Origin of the sequence: Treponema sp. OMZ 840 (assembly GCF_050937815.1) — a bacterium.
GTDB lineage: Bacteria > Spirochaetota > Spirochaetia > Treponematales > Treponemataceae > Treponema_C.
In genome coordinates this window covers 437,480-454,051 of sequence record NZ_JACDIJ010000002.1, presented here as the reverse complement: position 1 = coordinate 454,051, position 16,572 = coordinate 437,480, and the positions used below count along the sequence as shown (strand labels likewise).

The window sequence follows — 16,572 nt, the reverse complement described above, 5'->3', positions numbered from 1 at the left end:
TCAGCCTTGGCGCTGTTTATGCTTGGGGTTTGTACAAATGATGCGGACAATACCGTACCGTTTGATTACCTTGCACTTATCGCAAATAGGCTTTACACTTGTTCGTACTTTCATAGTAACTCCTATAATTATGGAAAACTGTCCGACAAAAGCCGCCGGTTTTCCGTACTAAACCCTGCGGTTCTAGAGGTTGCGGGACCGCAGCCTGCCCTTTTTTACCAAGCCGTCATGATGATGCATTTTAAGCAAAGCTTCAATTTGGCTCATCGTATCCAAGTCTACACCGACTAAAATCAACAAAGACGTTCCTCCCATAAGCATGGAAATGCTTTGGGGAAAGCCGAACGCAATTTGAATCACAGTCGGAAGCACCGCAATAATCGCAAGGTATAAAGAACCCGGCAGCACAAGCCTGTTCAATACCTTTTGCATATATTCTTCGGTTTTGTCGGTTCTGATTCCGGGAATGGAGCCGCCGTTTTCCCGAATATTTTTTGCGATTTCGGTGGGGTTTAATGTTACCTGTGTATAAAAATACGCAAAAAATACAATCAACAATACCAACAAAATATTATACAGCAAACCCGTAGGGGAAAGCAATGCCGCAACCCGGTTCAGCCAGCGGACATTCGGCCCGAGACTGGATGCGATTTGCAGCGGAAACGTTAAAAATGACGAAGCAAAAATAATCGGAATAACACCCGAAGGATTGATTTTAAACGGTATATATGTACTTTGTCCGCCGTACATTTTGCGGCCGATAACACGCTTTGCATAATGAACGGGTATCTTACGCTCACCCTGCTGTTCGTACACAACAAAACCTATAATTCCGATAAACATTATCAAAACGACAATACTTTTTACAAGCATTTGGCTGCCCTGCTGATTTATAAGTTTACCCAACTCGTAAATAGCCGAGGGAAGGCGGGCGACAATACCGGCAAAGATAATCATGGAAATTCCGTTGCCGATACCGCGCGCGGTTATCTGTTCGCCCAGCCAAATGGTTATCATCGTACCCGTCGTAACCGTTAATACAAACAGCATACGGAAAAGTATCTGATTTGAAATAACAACCGCATCCGGCACGTGATATGCATAAGCCGTAAGAGCTGCGGCTTGTATAATACATACGAACACCGTTCCTATGCGCGTCCACGATTGAATCTTTTTTTGTCCGCCGTCTTCCTGCGCAATGCGCTTTAAACTCGGAAAAATAATCAATGCCAGCTGCATAATAATTTGGGTCGAAATATAAGGCATAACACCGAGCATAAAAACCGAAAAATTGGAAAAGGCGCCGCCGGCAAAAAAGTCCATATAATCCACAAAGGGATTTCCCTTTGTGAGCGATGAAAAATACGCCGTCAAAGCATGCGGACTGATACCGGGAACAGTGAGTACGCTGCCGAGCCGGAAAACGGCGAGAATGATTATCGTAAAAAGAACACGCTCGCGCAATTCCTTTACTCTGAACATATTGACAATAGGATTATTCGCCATAGTACACCGCCAGTTTACTCGCCGGATACGGTAACGCTTCCGCCCGCTTTTTCTATTTTTTCTTTGGCACCTGCGGAAACCTTGTCCGCACAAACGGTAAGCTTTTTATCCAAATCGCCGTTTCCGAGGATTTTTACCAAAATCGCCGATTTTTTAAGTAAGCCCTTTTCAATCAGCGTTTCGCGGTTGACGGTTTCTCCGTCGGCGAATTTTGCCGCAATATGTATAAGGTTTACCGTTGCATATTCTTTGCGGTAGGGGTAATTCGAAAAACCGCGTCGGGCAATACGGCGGAACAACGGCATTTGACCGCCTTCAAAACCGATATAGGTTTTTCCGCCCGAACGGGCTTGTTGTCCCTTATTGCCGCGGCCTGCCGTTGTACCACGTCCCGAAGACGAACCGCGACCGACGATACGCTTTTTTTTGTTTGCACCTGCCGGCGCAGAAAGAACAAAATCAGACATCAGTGTATCTCCTCGACCTTTACCAAATGCGAAACGGCGGCAACCATACCCAAAATTGCGGGAGTCGGTTCCTGTTCCACAAAGGAGTCTATCTTTTTTAATCCTAAAGAGCGGACGGTCGCCCGTTTTGCAGGCTTTTGTCCGATAGTGCTTTTTACAAGCGTTATTTTTATCTTTTTCGCTTTAGCCATTGTTAACCCCACATATCCTTTAAATGCTTGCCCCTGTTTTTAGCGACAACACCGGCATCCAAAAGGTTCTCTACGGCTTTGAAAGTTGCACGCACTACATTAATGGATGTATTTGATCCGAGCGACTTGGACATAACGTCGGTAGCACCGGCCGCTTCCATAATGGCACGCACCGGGCCGCCGGCTATAATACCGGTTCCCGAGCAAGCGGGCATCAAAAGCACGGAAGAACCTTTGTATTTTGCCGCAATTTCATGCGGTAAAGTCCCGTGCCGCAGCGGCAAGGTAATTAAACTGCGCTTAGCCTTATCGATACTCTTTTTGATTGCTTCGGTAACATCATTGGCTTTGCCGAAACCGTATCCGACGCGGCCGTTTTGATCTCCTACAACCGTCAATGCCGAAAAGGAAAAGCGGCGTCCGCCCTTTACAACCTTTGCAGTACGGTTGAGTTTTACCAGTTTTTCAACAAACTCTTTTTGCTGATCTCTATCATGACTTCTTTGGTGTTCCATAGCTTCTCCTAGAATACGATTCCGGCTTTGCGGGCGCCGTCGGCAATAGCTTTCACTACACCATGGTAGAGGTAGCCGTTACGGTCAAAAACAACCGTTTTAATATTTTTTTCGGCAAGGCGCTTGCCCATTGCTTCTCCGATTGCTTCGCCGCCTTTTATATTGGGCTTATAAGACGAAAAATCTTTTTCCAAAGTGGAAACACAAGCAAGCGTTTTACCTTCATCGTCATTAATAACCTGTACGTATAAATTACAATTGCTTTTGGTTACCGTCATACGAGGGCGTTCCGCCGTTCCGCGCAGGTGTTTCCGAATATGAATCTTTCTCTTTAAGCGCTTTCTGTTTTTATCATTCAATTTCTTAATCATAACAAACACCCTTATTTTACGCCGGCCTTACCGACTTTGCGTTTAATTGTTTCGGTTTCATAACGCACGCCCTTGCCCTTATAGGGTTCGGGTTTGCGTAAGCGGCGAATTTCAGCTGCAAATTCACCTACCTGCTGTTTATCGATACCGGCAATACTGATTTTTCCCTGAGCATCCGCAGTAACGGTTAAACCGTCGGGAATGGCAGCGATAAAATCGTTCGAATAGCCTAAGTTCATAATTAAAAGCTTTCCCTGCACTTCCGCACGGAAACCGACACCGTTAATAATCAGATTTTTTGTAAATCCGTCGGTTACGCCCTGTACCATATTGCGAATCAAACTGCGGTATAAACCGTGAGCCGCCCGGGCGGGCTTTGTATCGTCGGAACGGGTAACAAGAGCTTGTCCGTCCTGTACGTCGATTTTTACCAAATCGCTATAGTCCTGCGTAAGCTTGCCCTTGGGCCCCTCAACGGTAATTACGTTGGCGTCTGCCGTTACTTTTACTCCCGCCGGAATGGCTACGGGAAGTTTTCCTATTCTTGACATACTTCCTCCCTCCTTACCAGACGGTACAAATCAATTCGCCGCCGATCATCTTTTCGGCAGCTTTTTTACCTGTCGTAACGCCGGCCGACGTCGATACGATAACCGTTCCGTACCCGTTGTATACACGGGGCAAATCTTTATATCCGGCATACACACGGCGTCCGGGCGTTGAAACCTTTTGCAAATCGTGGATAACCGGCACATTTTCATCATCATATTTCAAGAAGATGCGGATAACGTTCATATTATCCTGTGCAACCTTTTTAAAGTTCTTAATATAGCCTTCCGTTTTCAGGATTTTTACAATTTCCAGTTTTAACTTGGACGTAGGCACATCGACCTTTTCGTGACGCGCTCTGACGGCATTTCGAACTTTGGTAAGCATATCCGCAATGGGGTCTGAAACACTCATACTATACTCCTACCTTCTACCAGCTGGATTTTGTAACGCCCGGTAACAGGCCTTCACTGGCTAACTTGCGGAAACACAGACGGCACATCTTGTATTTCCGTAAATATCCGCGGGGGCGGCCGCATATTTGGCACCGGTGTACCAATCTGGTACTGTATTTCGGCGTGCGGGCAGCCTTAATAATCATTGACTTCTTTGCCATGAACTCCTCACTTCCTAAAAGGCATACCAAACTTAGTAAGCAGGGCGCGGGCATCGTTATCGGTGCGGGCGCTGGTTACGATATTCACATTCAAACCGGAAACTCGTTCGATTTTATCGAAGTCAATTTCGGGAAAAATGATCTGTTCTGTAATACCGAGAGAATAATTTCCGTGACCGTCGAATCCGTTCGGATTGATGCCGCGGAAGTCCTTAACACGGGGCAATGCAACGTTGATAAGGCGGTCTAAAAACTCATACATTTGAGCGCCTCGCAAAGTTACCATTACACCTACTTCGTTGCCCTCACGGAGTTTAAAGTTAGCAATACTCTTTTTAGCCTTTGTTTTCACAGCTTGCTGACCGGTTATAAGCGTGATGTCAGTCACTGCGGCATCAAGGAGTTTCTTATTTGTGAGAGCTTCGCCTACGCCCATGCTGACCACAACCTTTGTCAGTTTGGGTACTTGCATCACAGACGTATAACCGAGTTCTTTAAAAAGCTCGGGCGCGATTTTGTCCTTATAGACTTTCTTAAGCCGGGGTATGTAATTGCTCATTACAGGGTATCTCCACATTTACGGCAAACACGATGTTTTTTATCGCCGTCGATTTTATATCCGATTTTGGTAGGACCGCACTTTTTACATACAATCGCTACGTTTGAAATATGCAGCGGAGCTTCGATTTCGGCGATACCGCCTCTATCCTGCTGACTGCGTTTTTTCATTGCCTTTTTTACGATATTGCAGCCGGCTACAATAACCCGGTCTTTATCGCGGATTACACGGACAACATTTCCGCGCTTTCCTTTGTCTTTTCCGGCAATGATTTCCACCTGATCTTCTTTACGAATCTTGAATTTTTTTTGCATACTCTTTTCTCCTCAAGACCCGTTACAGAACTTCCGGAGCCAACGATACGATTCTCATGTAATCCATATCTCGAAGCTCACGGGCTACCGGACCGAACACACGTTTTCCTTTGGGATTGTTCGATCCGTCGATGATAACGCACGCATTGTCGTCGAAACGAATATAGGTTCCGTCCGAACGGCGGTACTCTTTTGCAATACGCACTATAACGGCTTTTTCAACCGAACCTTTTTTGATGGCGGAAGTGGGAATCGCATCTTTTACCGCCACGACAATTACATCGCCGATACTTGCATATCTGCGTTTGGAACCGCCGATAACTTTTATACACTGAACAACCTTTGCTCCGGAGTTATCGGCTACATTCAAATTAGTTTGCATCTGAATCATACGGGTACTCCTTATTTAGCCTGTTCAATGATTTCTGCAAGCCGCCAGCATTTTTCACGGCTTAAAGGCCTGCATTCGACTATACGGACACGGTCGCCGACATGGGCACTATTGCCTTCGTCATGCGCTTTGCATTTTTTGACGCGCGTTACATATTTTTTATAAAGCCGGTGCAGTTTTTTTGTTGAAACCGACACGACAATGGTTTTATCCATCTTATCGCTGGTTACGATTCCGACAAAAGAACGCTTTGACTTCTTTTTTTGCACTGCCTGTTCTTCCACGGGTCAACTCCTACTTATTTAAACCGGCAAGTTCTTTTTGCCGGATCAGCGTATTAAGGGTCGCAATTTCGCGGCGCATCGTACGCTTTTGCATCGGATTATCAACATGACCGATTGCCATTTGGAACCGGAAATCCATATACTTTCTTTTAAGCTCATTCCGTTTTACAACAAGCTCGGAATAAGACAGTTCTTTATCTTTTTTTGCCATAATTTACCTCTTACTCCACCGTTGTGCGATACGCAACCTTCGTCTTAATCGGAAGTTTGCTTCCCGCAAGCTTGATTGCCTGTTCAGCCAAGCTTATATCAACACCGCCGATTTCAAAAATAATTTGTCCCGGCTTAATGACTGCAGCCCAAAATTCGGGAGCACCCTTACCCTTACCCATACGGGTATCGGCCGGCTTTTTTGAAACGGGCTTATCCGGAAACACCCGGATCCACACTTGTCCGGCGCGGTTTATTTTACGGTTTAGCGCAACACGGGCAGCTTCTATATGTTTTGCCGAAAGCCAAATAGGCTCCAGCGCAACTAAGGCTATATCACCGAAATCGAGATTACATCCCCGTGTAGCGTTGCCCTTTATTCTTCCGCGCTGCACTTTTCGGTGCAAAACTCTTTTAGGACTTAACGCCATACTTAACTCCTTTCTGCCGCTGCGGAATCTTTATCGGCTTTTTTTTCAGTCTTGACAGAATCGGCTTGCTTTTTTACTTCTTCCTTTTCATCGGAAGGTGCGGCAGACTGTTTACCTTTTGAATCCGTCTTTTTTCCGGAATGCTCTGCAGATGCAGAATGATCTTTGCGTTCAACACGTTCGCGGCGTTTTTTTAACAATTGTCCGGCATCTTCATTTTGTTCGCGGCTGTACATCATTCCGTTATACACCCACACCTTTACGCCGATTTTACCGAAGGTTGTAAGCGCTTCGGCAAAGCCGTAATCGATATCGGCACGAAGGGTATGAAGCGGAACGCGGCCGTCTTTATGCTCTTCAGTGCGCGACATTTCCGAACCGCCCAAGCGGCCGCTGATGCGGATTTTAATACCCTGAGCACCGGTTTTCATCGCACTCGAACACGCTTGCTTCAAAGCTTTACGGAAAGAACCGCGGTTTACCAATTGGCGCGCCACATTTTGTGCTATAAGAGCGGCATTTATTTCCGCACGCTTAATTTCTTTAATTTTGATTTGAATCTTTTTCGTCAAATGCTTTTGGATTTCGACACCGATTTTTTCGATGTTCGCACCCTTAATACCGATAATAACACCCGGACGGGCCGTATGTATAACAATCGTAACGCGCTGAGGATGGCGCACGATTTCAATATCGGCGATGTCGGCATTTTTACATTCAGGCAAATCCTGAATCATTTTGCGAATCTTCAAATCTTCAAGAACCAAATCCGCATATTCGCGGGGATCCGCATACCAGCGGGACTGCCATGTTTTATTTACCCCTAAACGCAGTCCGATAGGGTTTACTTTTTGTCCCATCTTATTCCCCCGCCTTTTCCGCTACAACAACGGTAATATGACACATACGCTTTAAAAGCATATCCGCACGGCCCTTGCCGCGGAACCACACTCTTTTCAAACGAGGTCCCTCATCGATGCGAATTTCTTTAACGTAAAGCATATCTTCATCCAGTTTTTTATTTGCAAAAAGGGCGTTCGACACCGCGGACTTTACGGTACCGCGAAGCAGTTTCGCACCTTTTTGAGGCATATTCTCAAGAATAGCCATCGCTTCCGAACATGTTTTCCGTTTAATAACATTCGCTACAGGGCGAACCTTTGTAGGAGATGCTATAAGGAACTTTGTTACGGCCTTATATCCGTTTGTTTCAACCATAGCAACCACCTACCTATTTACCGGACTTTTTGTCGGAACCGGCATGTCCGCGGAAAATACGGGTCGGAGAAAACTCGCCCAGCTTATGACCGACAAGGTTTTCCGTAATATATACGGGCACCCAGGACTTGCCGTTGTACACCGAAATCGTATTTCCTACCATTTCGGGAATAATAGTCGAACAGCGAGAATATGTTTTTATCATCTTTCTGTCCGCAGCTTTGTTCATTTCAATAACTTTCTTATAAAGGCTTTTTTCAATAAAAGGCCCTTTTTTAACAGATCGTGACACGGTATACTCCTCTGCTACTTCTTCCGGCGCGTAACAATAAAGTTGTTAGACACTTTCCGCTTTTTGCGGGTTTTATATCCACGGCAGGGCTGTCCCCAGGGAGTAACGGGATTGCGTCCCTTACCGGCGCCTTCACCGCCTCCGAGCGGGTGGTCCACAGGGTTCATCGCCATACCCCGAACTGCAGGACGGATACCGAGCCACCTGCTGCGGCCGGCTTTACCGAGCTGAGTATTCATTCTGTCTTCATTTCCGACAGTTCCTATTGTAGCATAGCATTTTTTATGCACGCGGCGCACTTCGCTGGAGGGCAAACGAAGCGATACGTAATCGCCTTCTTTTGCCGCAACAAGAGCACTCGCACCGGCAGAGCGTGCCAACTGACCGCCCTTTCCGAGCGTTAATTCAATATTATGAACGGTAAATCCGACCGGGATTGCTTCCAAAGGAAGCGCATTGCCGACCGTAGGAGCGGCATTTTCGCCGGACACAATTTTTTGTCCGACAGTCAACCCTTGAGGAGCAATAATATAGCGTTTTTCACCGTCGGCATAAAAAATCAAAGCAATATTGGCACTGCGGTTCGGATCGTATTCGATTGTCCGTACCGTACCGGGCACACCGTGCTTATCGCGTTTAAAATCTATATCCCGGTATCTGCGTTTATGACCGCCGCCCTGATGCCGCACCGCAATGCGCCCGCCGGCACCGCGACCTCCGCGGGATGAAATACCCTTTGTTAAGCTTTTTTCAGGCTTATCGGCAGTTAATTCATCCTTTCGCAGGTCTACCCGTCCGCGGCTTCCCGCAGTTATCGGCTTATATAATTTAAGAGCCATTTAGGATCCCCTTTTATACGGCCGAAGGCTATACGCCTTCAAAGACCTTGATAACTTCGCCAGGCGCCAGCTTGACGATAGCTTTTTTCCAACTGGAAGTTCTGCCGGAGCGGTAACGCACCCGCTTCATCTTTCCAAACACATTCATCGTAGTGCAGGCAACGACTTTTACATTAAAAAGCCGGCGCACCGCTTCTTTTATTTCAAACTTTGTCGCCGCGGGATGCACTTTAAAAACATACTTTCCCTGCTCGCGCAGCTCAGTCGCTTTTTCCGACGATATAGGCGCAATAATTACATCTTCATAGATCATTATTCAGCCTCCTCTTTGTAAAAATCGGACAAATTCTTTGCCGCACTTTCAAGCATTAAAACCTTTTTCCCGTAAAAAAGGTCATGAGCACGCAAACGGTTGTAGGACAAAAAGGACAGGGTCGGAATATTGCGTCCGGCCCGCTTGATTTTAGGATCATCATCCTTTAACACAAGCACGGTGCGCTCGTTATTCGAAAAGTTTTTCAAAATAGAGGCAAAATCCTTTGTTTTTCCGCTTTCAACCGTAAAATCTTCAATAATCGTAAGCACATCTTCTTGGGCTTTTAAGCTCAAAATCGACTTCATAGCCAAACGTTTTACCTTTTTAGGAATCGTATAGCCGAAATCGCGGGGCTTAGGCCCGAAGATAACACCGCCCCCGCGCAAAAGCGGAGATTTTTTATCACCTCTGCGCGCACGGCCGGTACCTTTTTGCCTATAAGGCTTTGCATTACTGCCGTGAACTTCGGAGCGGTCCTTTGTACAAGCCGTTCCGACGCGCTTGTTTGCCAATTCGTTTACAACGGCATAATAAATCGCATCTTCGTTTACCGGAAGACCGAACACCGCATCATCCAATTGAATTGTCCGCAGTTCTTTGCCGTCAACGGAATAGACTTTCTTTTCCATCTGTCTTCCTCACTGTTAGAATTCTTTTTTGACCGCAGACTTAATGATCAGCGTACAATCTTTAACTCCGGGCACCGAGCCGCATACCATTACGACTCCGAGTTCCGGATCCACTTTTACTACGCGCAAATTCTGAACGGTTACGCGCTCCCTACCCATACGTCCGGGCATTTTTACGTTTTTAAAAGAACGGCCGGGAGAAGTACACTGTCCGGTAGAACCCGGCTCACGGTGAAATTTGGAACCGTGCGAGGCGCGGCCGCCGCCGAAACCCCAGCGCTTCATAACACCCTGGGTACCCTTACCCTTGGAAACGGCCGTTATATCGACATAACGGACACCGTCAAAAAGCTCAATACCGACCGTATCGCCGACAGCCACTTCGGCTTCAAAATCACGGAATTCTTTTACATTCCGCTTCGGCGCTACATTTTCAGGAAAAGAACCCGCATAAGGCTTGGAAACCTTTGAAGGTTTTAAATTATCCAAACCGAGAACTACGGCATCGTAGCCGAACTTTTCCTTTGTTTTAAGGGCGACAACCGTATTCGGCTCGACGCGGATCACGGTTACCGGTGTAAGGTCGCCGTTTTCATCGAACACCTGAGTCATGCCCGTTTTTTTTGCAATCAGACCTTTCATTCTGATATCTCCTCATATCCGGCCGCCATCCCCTGATCCGGGGGACCGTTACCGGTTTATACCGACACGCCCGCTGTTGCGGAACGCACGGCTATTGTTTTATTTCCACATCAACACCCGCCGGCAATTCCAATTTCATCAAGGAATCCATAACATCCGCCGAGGGCTCAATAATATCTATAAGACGTTTGTGAGTACGCATTTCAAACTGTTCGCGCGATTTTTTATTTACGTGCGGCGAACGCAATACCGTTACCTTTTGAATCTTTGTAGGCAGGGGAATGGGTCCTGAAACCTTGGCTCCCGCCTTTTGTACAGTTTGAACGATAGATTTTGCACTCTGATCTATTAACTCCACATCAAAAGCACGAAGCCTGACACGGATTTTTTCAGTAGCCATTTTTCCTCCGGGAAAAACGCACGGCGGCCCGCACGAGGCAAACCGCCGCCGTATTCATCTTTATTAACCAAGAACCTCTGTTACCTGACCGGAAGCGATTGTATGTCCGCCTTCACGGATAGCAAGTTTAAGACCCTTATCCATAGCGATGGGGTGAATCAATTCACCGATAATCTTTGTATTATCACCGGGTTTAACCATATCTACGCCTTCGGGAAGGGTAACCGTTCCGGTAATGTCGGTCGTTCTGAAATAGAACTGAGGACGATATCCGGAGAAGAAAGGACTGTGACGTCCGCCTTCTTCTTTTGAAAGAACGTAAATTTGAGCTTCGAATTTGGTATGAGGCTTAATCGAACCGGGCTTGGCAAGAACCTGACCGCGTTCAACGGCTTTTTTATCGATACCGCGGAGCAAAAGACCGACGTTATCTCCGGCAACACCCTGATCCAACAGCTTGTTGAACATTTCGATACCGGTAATAACGGTTTTTTGCGTGGGGCGGATACCGAGAATTTCAACCTCTTCGTTCATATTGATTACGCCGCGCTCGATACGTCCGGTAACAACGGTACCGCGTCCGGAAATCGTAAACACGTCTTCAATCGGCATAAGAAAGGGAAGCTGATCGTCGCGAACGGGGTCTTCAAAATACGAATCCATCGTATCCAAAAGCTCTTGAACGGGAGCCGTATCTTCTGCAGAAGCGGAATCCTGAAGAGCTTTAAATGCGGAACCCTTTATAATGGGAGTTTCGCGGGAAAAACCGTAAGACTCAAGCACGTCACGCACTTCTTCTTCAACCAATTCCATAAGATCGGGGTCGTCAAGAAGGTCAATCTTATTAAGAAATACGATAATTTTGGGAACGCCTACCTGACGGGCAAGCAGGATATGCTCGCGGGTTTGAGGCATAACCGAATCGGGAGCCGAAACAACCAATACGGCACCGTCCATCTGGGCCGCACCGGTAATCATGTTTTTAATATAGTCGGCGTGACCGGGACAGTCGATATGGGCATAGTGCCGCTTGTCGGACTGATACTCCAAGTGACGGGTATTAATGGTAATACCGCGTGCTTTTTCTTCCGGAGCATTATCGATTTCATCATACTTGAGAAGTTTGTCGCCGAATTTTTTGGCGCAATACATTGTAATTGCCGCAGACAAGGTAGTTTTACCGTGGTCAACGTGACCGATGGTACCTACGTTCATGTGCGGTTTTGTTCTTTCGAACTTTTCCTTTGCCATTTGATCCTCCTTACCAGATTAAAGGCATGAAAAAAATACTGTGCTGTATAACACATATACACACATTCAATACATGATTTGACTGATACGCGATAGTAAAAGGAAGGCCAAAAAAACGGAAATGTTTTAATATTAAAGATGATTATCTATTCAATCATCCCGGCCGGATTCCACCTATCGCCACCAAATCTGCATTTGATGACCGGTTTGGCATCCCGGAGCCCGGAGGCATTCGCTGCCTCAGTCAAGCACCCTGATACTGTACCATATATAGATACCGTCAACGACAGATATCATGCATATCTCGGGTTGTGCCGGCCTGAACGGATATCCGAACTTTACGGCTGCACCGGCTTTATTGCATAGCTGCAAAAAACCGCTTGACTCTCAAAGAACCCTTTTTTTTTACCCGCCCGCAGGCCGGATAAAAAACGCACAACAATACATAAAAAAGAAATTGACGTGCGAAATATATGTATACACTAAAAAGAAAAATTATGCAAGTGCTTTGGAAGGAATTTTTAAATCTTTCGGCATCTTTTTATCCGTTTTCTTCTATATGAATGACAATCCAGCTGCCGTCACGCTTTGATCCTCTTCTTTTTATGAACCCCTTATCCTGTAACGCACTAAAAGCTCTTTCAACGGTTCGTCTGGACACTTTTAGCAGCCCTGCAAGTTCATCTGCGGAGTAGGCCCCATTTTCGGCCAAAAGCCGGATTACATTCCGTTCGGTTTTATTCAAACCGACATTATCCTTATCGATTTGTAACAGCACTTCCCGGCTGAACGGAATGGAACAGCGGATATAATTACTTTCTATTTCAAAAACTTCTTTTCCGTACCTATTCACAATCGTCGGAATTCCATGTCCTGTATGTTCGGTAAGCCCCATATTTAAAAAGATTCTCATTAAAGTCGGGTTTCTCGGTTTACTTATACCGTCAAAAAACTGTTTTTCGGTCATGCCTCTCGGCAAGCCTCCATGGGAAAGGATTTCCAATCTGTTTGTAAACATTGAAATCTGCGGCTCGGTAAGAGTCCAATCATTATGAACAAAAGCGTTTAAAACCGCCTCATTTACAGAGTCATAATCAAACAAATACATATCCTTTCTTGGCCGCACCCTTGTATCGGATATACAAATATTTTCAGCATAATATATTTTTAATTCTCTAAATGATAAATCCGCTAAGCCGGATTTCTTTTTTAACATATATTCAGTGTCAATGAAATTTTGTTCATAACGCATATTTATCTGTTCGGGAGTCATTTCTTTACAAGTAGTACCTATTCTGACAGTACAGCCTTTTGAAGAGAATCCGTATTTTTTTTGACAATAAATATGTTTGCTTCCCTTAGTTATTTTTACTGCTATTATTGTTTTCTCATCGAGGATCTGTAATTCGCAGATAATGTCATCTTGAGGATTCGGTTCTATTTGATCGGTAATAATATCCGATATTTTTTTAAGGATGTTATCCGTTTTGTCTATACCGATAATTTTCGAATCGTCGTTTACACCGATTAAAATAGTACCGCCGGAACCGTTCAAAAAAGACACTATTTCTTTACAAAGAGATTCCGTATATTTTGCTTTTAACTCAAGCGTTTCCGACTCCGTGTATTTTTTCATCCTCCTCAACCTTTCAGTTATATTATAAACCACAGCCGATATTCCCGCAATACGGCTTTTTATCCGTTTCATTCCCGTTTGAACCGCAGTTATAAATCCGGAACCGTTTTTTCCAATAAGAATTGTTCCACACCTATATACAAAATGCCTGTGTTTTATCTTCAAAGGTAATATTGTTTTCGGAATTTTCGATATGAGGATTTTTTACGGATTAACTGTTTTAAATAAAAATCTCTTTTAATCACAGCACACCCCTACTCGAAAAATTTAAGCGGATTTCCACCTTTTTTCTTCGAGTACATGCCGCCATGGATGCCGGCAAAAGCTGCAAGTAATGAGTTTTGGGCAAAGCCCAAAACTCAAGCTCAAAACCGAGCAGGACGTGCGAAAAAGCTGCATATACCCAAGTTTACCGCAGACAAACCCGTTCGCCTGTGGCGTTGTTAAGGCTCACGCTTATAACGGCAGGGTTTTCGGGGCTGTCTAAAAGACGCGCGCTTATCAGACAACCCCCTTCAGTTATTAAAACGATGCAAACCTTGCTTTTTTGTCTTCGTAATCGGTGCCCGGAACCTGCATTTTGGTAAGGGCTTCGGCTGAGGTATAAGCTGCGTAGTGGGCGCTCGGCACCTTTACGCCTCCTTTTTCCAACATACAGTTTCTAAAAAGAATTTGAAAAGCCTGTAGGTCTTCGTCGATTACTGCGGAACTGTAGGCGCAGTTAAGCTTTACCCCCGTTAAGGAGATGCAGTCTGCAAAGCAGTATCTCATATCCGTAACGCTTAAAGGAATGTCGGGGCCCCGGTCCAATTGCCTACAGTCGTAAAAGCACCAGCCCATCTCTAAAACGCCTTCGGGGATAGGGGGCGCTTGGGTTAAACCCCTGCAGCCGTAAAAACAGGAATCCATATTTGTAACGGTTTGAGGAATATTTGCCACCGACACAAGGTTTTCGCAGTTTAAAAAGCAGTAAGTCATATCGGTAAGGCCTTCAACCGTAGAAGGCAGCTTAAGGGCGACTTTTTTAGATGAAGCCGCCTTTATTTTTTGACAGAGGACTCCCGGATTCGAGTACTCGCCTGCAAAGTCGGCAGACGGTATGCTGCCGGTTATTTCTATGTAGTTTACCCCCTCGGCGGAAGCGGCGGTTGCAAGATGGTTTTCCAAATCGGTATAAGCTACCTGAGTATAAACAATGGGTATAAAACTTATCCCTATGGTAAAGTTTCCGGTTACATTTACCTTTGCAACCGAATTCCCGGGAGTACCCGTATCCGCTTCAAAGCCGGCCCCGGTGATGCTCCACGAGTCCACAAGGTAATCCGGATCGGGGCTTGCCGTAAAAACAACGGTTTTCCCTTTTTCCACCATATCACCGTAGCTTATCGGATTTCCGTCAACGCTAGCGGTAAGGCTGCCGTATGAGTTGTATGTGCCGAAGGTTACCTTAAACTTGGGCGTTGTTCCGCCGCCCGTGTTCCCGCCGGAACTTGTTCCGCCGCCTCCTGCGGCGTTGGGGCAGGCGGTAAAAAGAATTGTAAAAAATACTGCGCAAAGCGCTACAAGTGCGCAAACGCTCCTAAAATGTGGGGTCAGTTCAGGGTGCTTTTTTACCCCCCCCCCTGTCTACTTTTGTAGACAGTTACTGTGTTGTCGTGTCGTGTCATAAAGACCTCCTCTAATATACAAGCCTGCAAAATGCAACCTTGAGTAGATAAAGACAGCCGTCCTTACCGGCGCGGCAACCGCACCGTAACCGAAGCCGCCCTATCGATACACCTTTTGTAAACGGAAGCACAGCAATGATGTAGAGAAAATCGGACTAAAAAGAAAACAGGATGTTTCCCTCCCGCTCGCATTCCCCCGCGTCTTTTCCTGTCTGCACACGGATGTGCAGAAAAACTGCAGGTAACAAGTTTTGCGAAGCAAAACTTAAGTTAAAAAGAAAACAGGATGTTTCCCTCCCGCTCGCATTCCCCCGCGTCTTTTCCTGCCTGCACACGGATGTGCAGAAAAACTGCAGATAACAAGTTTTGCAAAGCAAAACTTAAGTTAAAAAGAAAACAGGATGTTTTCTTTTTAAACATGATAACACGGTTTCCCCCATAAAACAAGGTTAAGCGGATAAAATGTAAAAAAATACATTTTGTTTGTAATTAATTACCATAATGCAAATTACAAATTGTTAATTGCGTGCGGGATTGTATTGTTAAATCTTGAGTTTTGCCCCTCACTATGCTATACTGTGTCAAGGCTTGTGCCGCAGATTTTACAATAACAGGAGCCGTATATGCGAAAAACGGTTATAGCTATGGGCGTGTTGACCGCCGCAATCGGGATAACGATGCTTTTAACGCCGGAAGCGGTTATACGTACCGCCGTTACGCTTTTGGGTATAAGCGGAATTATCAACGGAATTTACAATGTCGTTTCTTTGCGTAAAATGGCGCCGGATGAAAACTTCAGGCGGATTATTACGATACGCGGCATTTTGAGTATTTTAACGGGGGCCGCCGCCGTTGCCCTGCCCCTTATGTTTGCGGGAGCTTTGTGGACGATTATGCTCTATGTACTGGGCGCCTATCTTCTGCTTGCCGCCGCCCTTGAAATATACGGGGTAATAAAATTGCGTGCGCAAGGCATAAACACCAAGCCTTTTACGGCGGAAATTATTGCAAGCATCGTTCTTGCGATTTTGTTGTTCGCCGTGCCGGCGGCTATCGGTTTAACGCTTATACGCATTATCGGCGTTTGCGCCTGTATTGTCGGAGCCGGTATTATTATTCGCGAGGCCCGGAATAAGACAACCGTCATATATGCCGAAGAAATAGACGATTGATGTTTGCGCCTCTGCAATACCTTGTTTAAAACGGTACAAACGGGTATAGTGTTGCTTACAAAAAGCCGCTGAAAAAGTTTTTTGCAGTTTTTGCGGAATGTAAAAA

27 protein-coding genes are annotated in these 16,572 nt (G+C 45.7%); 1 reads left to right on the top strand and 26 read right to left on the bottom strand.

Annotated elements, in window-relative coordinates; translation table 11 throughout:
* The 26 genes from rpmJ to H0R92_RS05410 form a co-directional block, all read right to left on the bottom strand.
* Positions 1-114 (bottom strand): 50S ribosomal protein L36, encoded by a 114-nt coding sequence (gene rpmJ, locus H0R92_RS05535; RefSeq protein WP_432961930.1) that lies wholly within the window; start codon positions 112-114, stop codon positions 1-3.
* 69 nt (positions 115-183) lie between these two features.
* Positions 184-1,506, bottom strand: coding sequence for a preprotein translocase subunit SecY (secY, locus tag H0R92_RS05530; protein WP_432961928.1), 1,323 nt, complete (start codon positions 1,504-1,506; stop codon positions 184-186).
* Between the two features lie 14 nt (positions 1,507-1,520).
* On the bottom strand, positions 1,521-1,973 hold the full coding sequence (rplO, locus tag H0R92_RS05525; RefSeq protein WP_432961926.1) for a 50S ribosomal protein L15: 453 nt from the start codon (positions 1,971-1,973) through the stop codon (positions 1,521-1,523).
* On the bottom strand, positions 1,973-2,164 hold the full coding sequence (gene rpmD, locus H0R92_RS05520; RefSeq protein WP_432961924.1) for a 50S ribosomal protein L30: 192 nt from the start codon (positions 2,162-2,164) through the stop codon (positions 1,973-1,975). Before rpmD ends, rplO begins: the two co-directional genes overlap by 1 nt.
* Before the next feature lie 2 nt (positions 2,165-2,166).
* On the bottom strand, positions 2,167-2,679 hold the full coding sequence (gene rpsE / locus H0R92_RS05515) for a 30S ribosomal protein S5 (RefSeq protein ID WP_432961922.1): 513 nt from the start codon (positions 2,677-2,679) through the stop codon (positions 2,167-2,169).
* A gap of 8 nt (positions 2,680-2,687) precedes the next feature.
* Entirely contained in the window at positions 2,688-3,050 is a 363-nt protein-coding gene (gene rplR / locus H0R92_RS05510; RefSeq protein WP_432961920.1) for a 50S ribosomal protein L18, read from the bottom strand.
* Between the two features lie 11 nt (positions 3,051-3,061).
* On the bottom strand, positions 3,062-3,601 hold the full coding sequence (gene rplF / locus H0R92_RS05505) for a 50S ribosomal protein L6 (RefSeq protein ID WP_432961918.1): 540 nt from the start codon (positions 3,599-3,601) through the stop codon (positions 3,062-3,064).
* A gap of 13 nt (positions 3,602-3,614) precedes the next feature.
* Entirely contained in the window at positions 3,615-4,013 is a 399-nt protein-coding gene (gene rpsH / locus H0R92_RS05500; RefSeq protein ID WP_432961917.1) for a 30S ribosomal protein S8, read from the bottom strand.
* Between the two features lie 16 nt (positions 4,014-4,029).
* Positions 4,030-4,215: a type Z 30S ribosomal protein S14 gene (locus tag H0R92_RS05495; RefSeq protein ID WP_432961915.1), complete on the bottom strand. Its 186-nt coding sequence runs from the start codon at positions 4,213-4,215 to the stop codon at positions 4,030-4,032.
* Between the two features lie 7 nt (positions 4,216-4,222).
* The gene (gene rplE / locus H0R92_RS05490; protein WP_432961913.1) at positions 4,223-4,774 is read right to left on the bottom strand and encodes a 50S ribosomal protein L5; all 552 of its coding nucleotides are present in this window, start codon (positions 4,772-4,774) and stop codon (positions 4,223-4,225) included.
* Positions 4,774-5,088 (bottom strand): 50S ribosomal protein L24, encoded by a 315-nt coding sequence (gene rplX, locus H0R92_RS05485; RefSeq protein WP_432961911.1) that lies wholly within the window; start codon positions 5,086-5,088, stop codon positions 4,774-4,776. Before rplX ends, rplE begins: the two co-directional genes overlap by 1 nt.
* Before the next feature lie 22 nt (positions 5,089-5,110).
* Positions 5,111-5,479: a 50S ribosomal protein L14 gene (gene rplN, locus H0R92_RS05480; protein WP_432961909.1), complete on the bottom strand. Its 369-nt coding sequence runs from the start codon at positions 5,477-5,479 to the stop codon at positions 5,111-5,113.
* 11 nt (positions 5,480-5,490) lie between these two features.
* Positions 5,491-5,763, bottom strand: coding sequence for a 30S ribosomal protein S17 (gene rpsQ, locus H0R92_RS05475; protein WP_432961907.1), 273 nt, complete (start codon positions 5,761-5,763; stop codon positions 5,491-5,493).
* A 10-nt stretch (positions 5,764-5,773) separates the two neighbouring features.
* Complete coding sequence (rpmC, locus tag H0R92_RS05470; protein ID WP_432961905.1) at positions 5,774-5,974, bottom strand: 50S ribosomal protein L29; 201 nt, start codon at positions 5,972-5,974, stop codon at positions 5,774-5,776.
* Between the two features lie 10 nt (positions 5,975-5,984).
* Positions 5,985-6,404, bottom strand: a complete 420-nt coding sequence (gene rplP, locus H0R92_RS05465; RefSeq protein WP_432961903.1) for a 50S ribosomal protein L16 — start codon at positions 6,402-6,404, stop codon at positions 5,985-5,987.
* A 2-nt stretch (positions 6,405-6,406) separates the two neighbouring features.
* Positions 6,407-7,264 (bottom strand): 30S ribosomal protein S3, encoded by an 858-nt coding sequence (gene rpsC / locus H0R92_RS05460; protein ID WP_432961901.1) that lies wholly within the window; start codon positions 7,262-7,264, stop codon positions 6,407-6,409.
* 1 nt (position 7,265) lies between these two features.
* Complete coding sequence (gene rplV, locus H0R92_RS05455; protein WP_432961899.1) at positions 7,266-7,622, bottom strand: 50S ribosomal protein L22; 357 nt, start codon at positions 7,620-7,622, stop codon at positions 7,266-7,268.
* A 13-nt stretch (positions 7,623-7,635) separates the two neighbouring features.
* The gene (gene rpsS, locus H0R92_RS05450) at positions 7,636-7,914 is read right to left on the bottom strand and encodes a 30S ribosomal protein S19 (protein WP_428769202.1); all 279 of its coding nucleotides are present in this window, start codon (positions 7,912-7,914) and stop codon (positions 7,636-7,638) included.
* Between the two features lie 14 nt (positions 7,915-7,928).
* Positions 7,929-8,753: a 50S ribosomal protein L2 gene (gene rplB, locus H0R92_RS05445; protein ID WP_432961897.1), complete on the bottom strand. Its 825-nt coding sequence runs from the start codon at positions 8,751-8,753 to the stop codon at positions 7,929-7,931.
* 28 nt (positions 8,754-8,781) lie between these two features.
* Positions 8,782-9,066 carry a 50S ribosomal protein L23 gene (locus H0R92_RS05440; protein WP_432961895.1) on the bottom strand — a complete coding sequence of 95 codons (285 nt, stop codon included), beginning with the start codon at positions 9,064-9,066 and terminating at the stop codon, positions 8,782-8,784.
* Positions 9,066-9,698, bottom strand: coding sequence for a 50S ribosomal protein L4 (gene rplD, locus H0R92_RS05435; RefSeq protein WP_432961893.1), 633 nt, complete (start codon positions 9,696-9,698; stop codon positions 9,066-9,068). Before rplD ends, H0R92_RS05440 begins: the two co-directional genes overlap by 1 nt.
* A gap of 15 nt (positions 9,699-9,713) precedes the next feature.
* Positions 9,714-10,340, bottom strand: coding sequence for a 50S ribosomal protein L3 (gene rplC, locus H0R92_RS05430; protein WP_432961891.1), 627 nt, complete (start codon positions 10,338-10,340; stop codon positions 9,714-9,716).
* A gap of 91 nt (positions 10,341-10,431) precedes the next feature.
* Complete coding sequence (gene rpsJ / locus H0R92_RS05425; RefSeq protein ID WP_428769212.1) at positions 10,432-10,740, bottom strand: 30S ribosomal protein S10; 309 nt, start codon at positions 10,738-10,740, stop codon at positions 10,432-10,434.
* A 63-nt stretch (positions 10,741-10,803) separates the two neighbouring features.
* The gene (gene tuf / locus H0R92_RS05420) at positions 10,804-11,991 is read right to left on the bottom strand and encodes an elongation factor Tu (protein ID WP_432961888.1); all 1,188 of its coding nucleotides are present in this window, start codon (positions 11,989-11,991) and stop codon (positions 10,804-10,806) included.
* Positions 11,992-12,532: 541 nt separating this feature from the next.
* Entirely contained in the window at positions 12,533-13,627 is a 1,095-nt protein-coding gene (locus H0R92_RS05415; RefSeq protein ID WP_432961886.1) for an RNA-binding domain-containing protein, read from the bottom strand.
* 522 nt (positions 13,628-14,149) lie between these two features.
* Positions 14,150-14,998, bottom strand: coding sequence for a leucine-rich repeat protein (locus tag H0R92_RS05410; RefSeq protein WP_432961884.1), 849 nt, complete (start codon positions 14,996-14,998; stop codon positions 14,150-14,152).
* 919 nt (positions 14,999-15,917) lie between these two features.
* Between H0R92_RS05410 and H0R92_RS05405 the strand changes: the two genes are divergently transcribed.
* Positions 15,918-16,466 (top strand): DUF308 domain-containing protein, encoded by a 549-nt coding sequence (locus H0R92_RS05405; protein ID WP_432961882.1) that lies wholly within the window; start codon positions 15,918-15,920, stop codon positions 16,464-16,466.
* Positions 16,467-16,572: the final 106 nt, after the last annotated feature.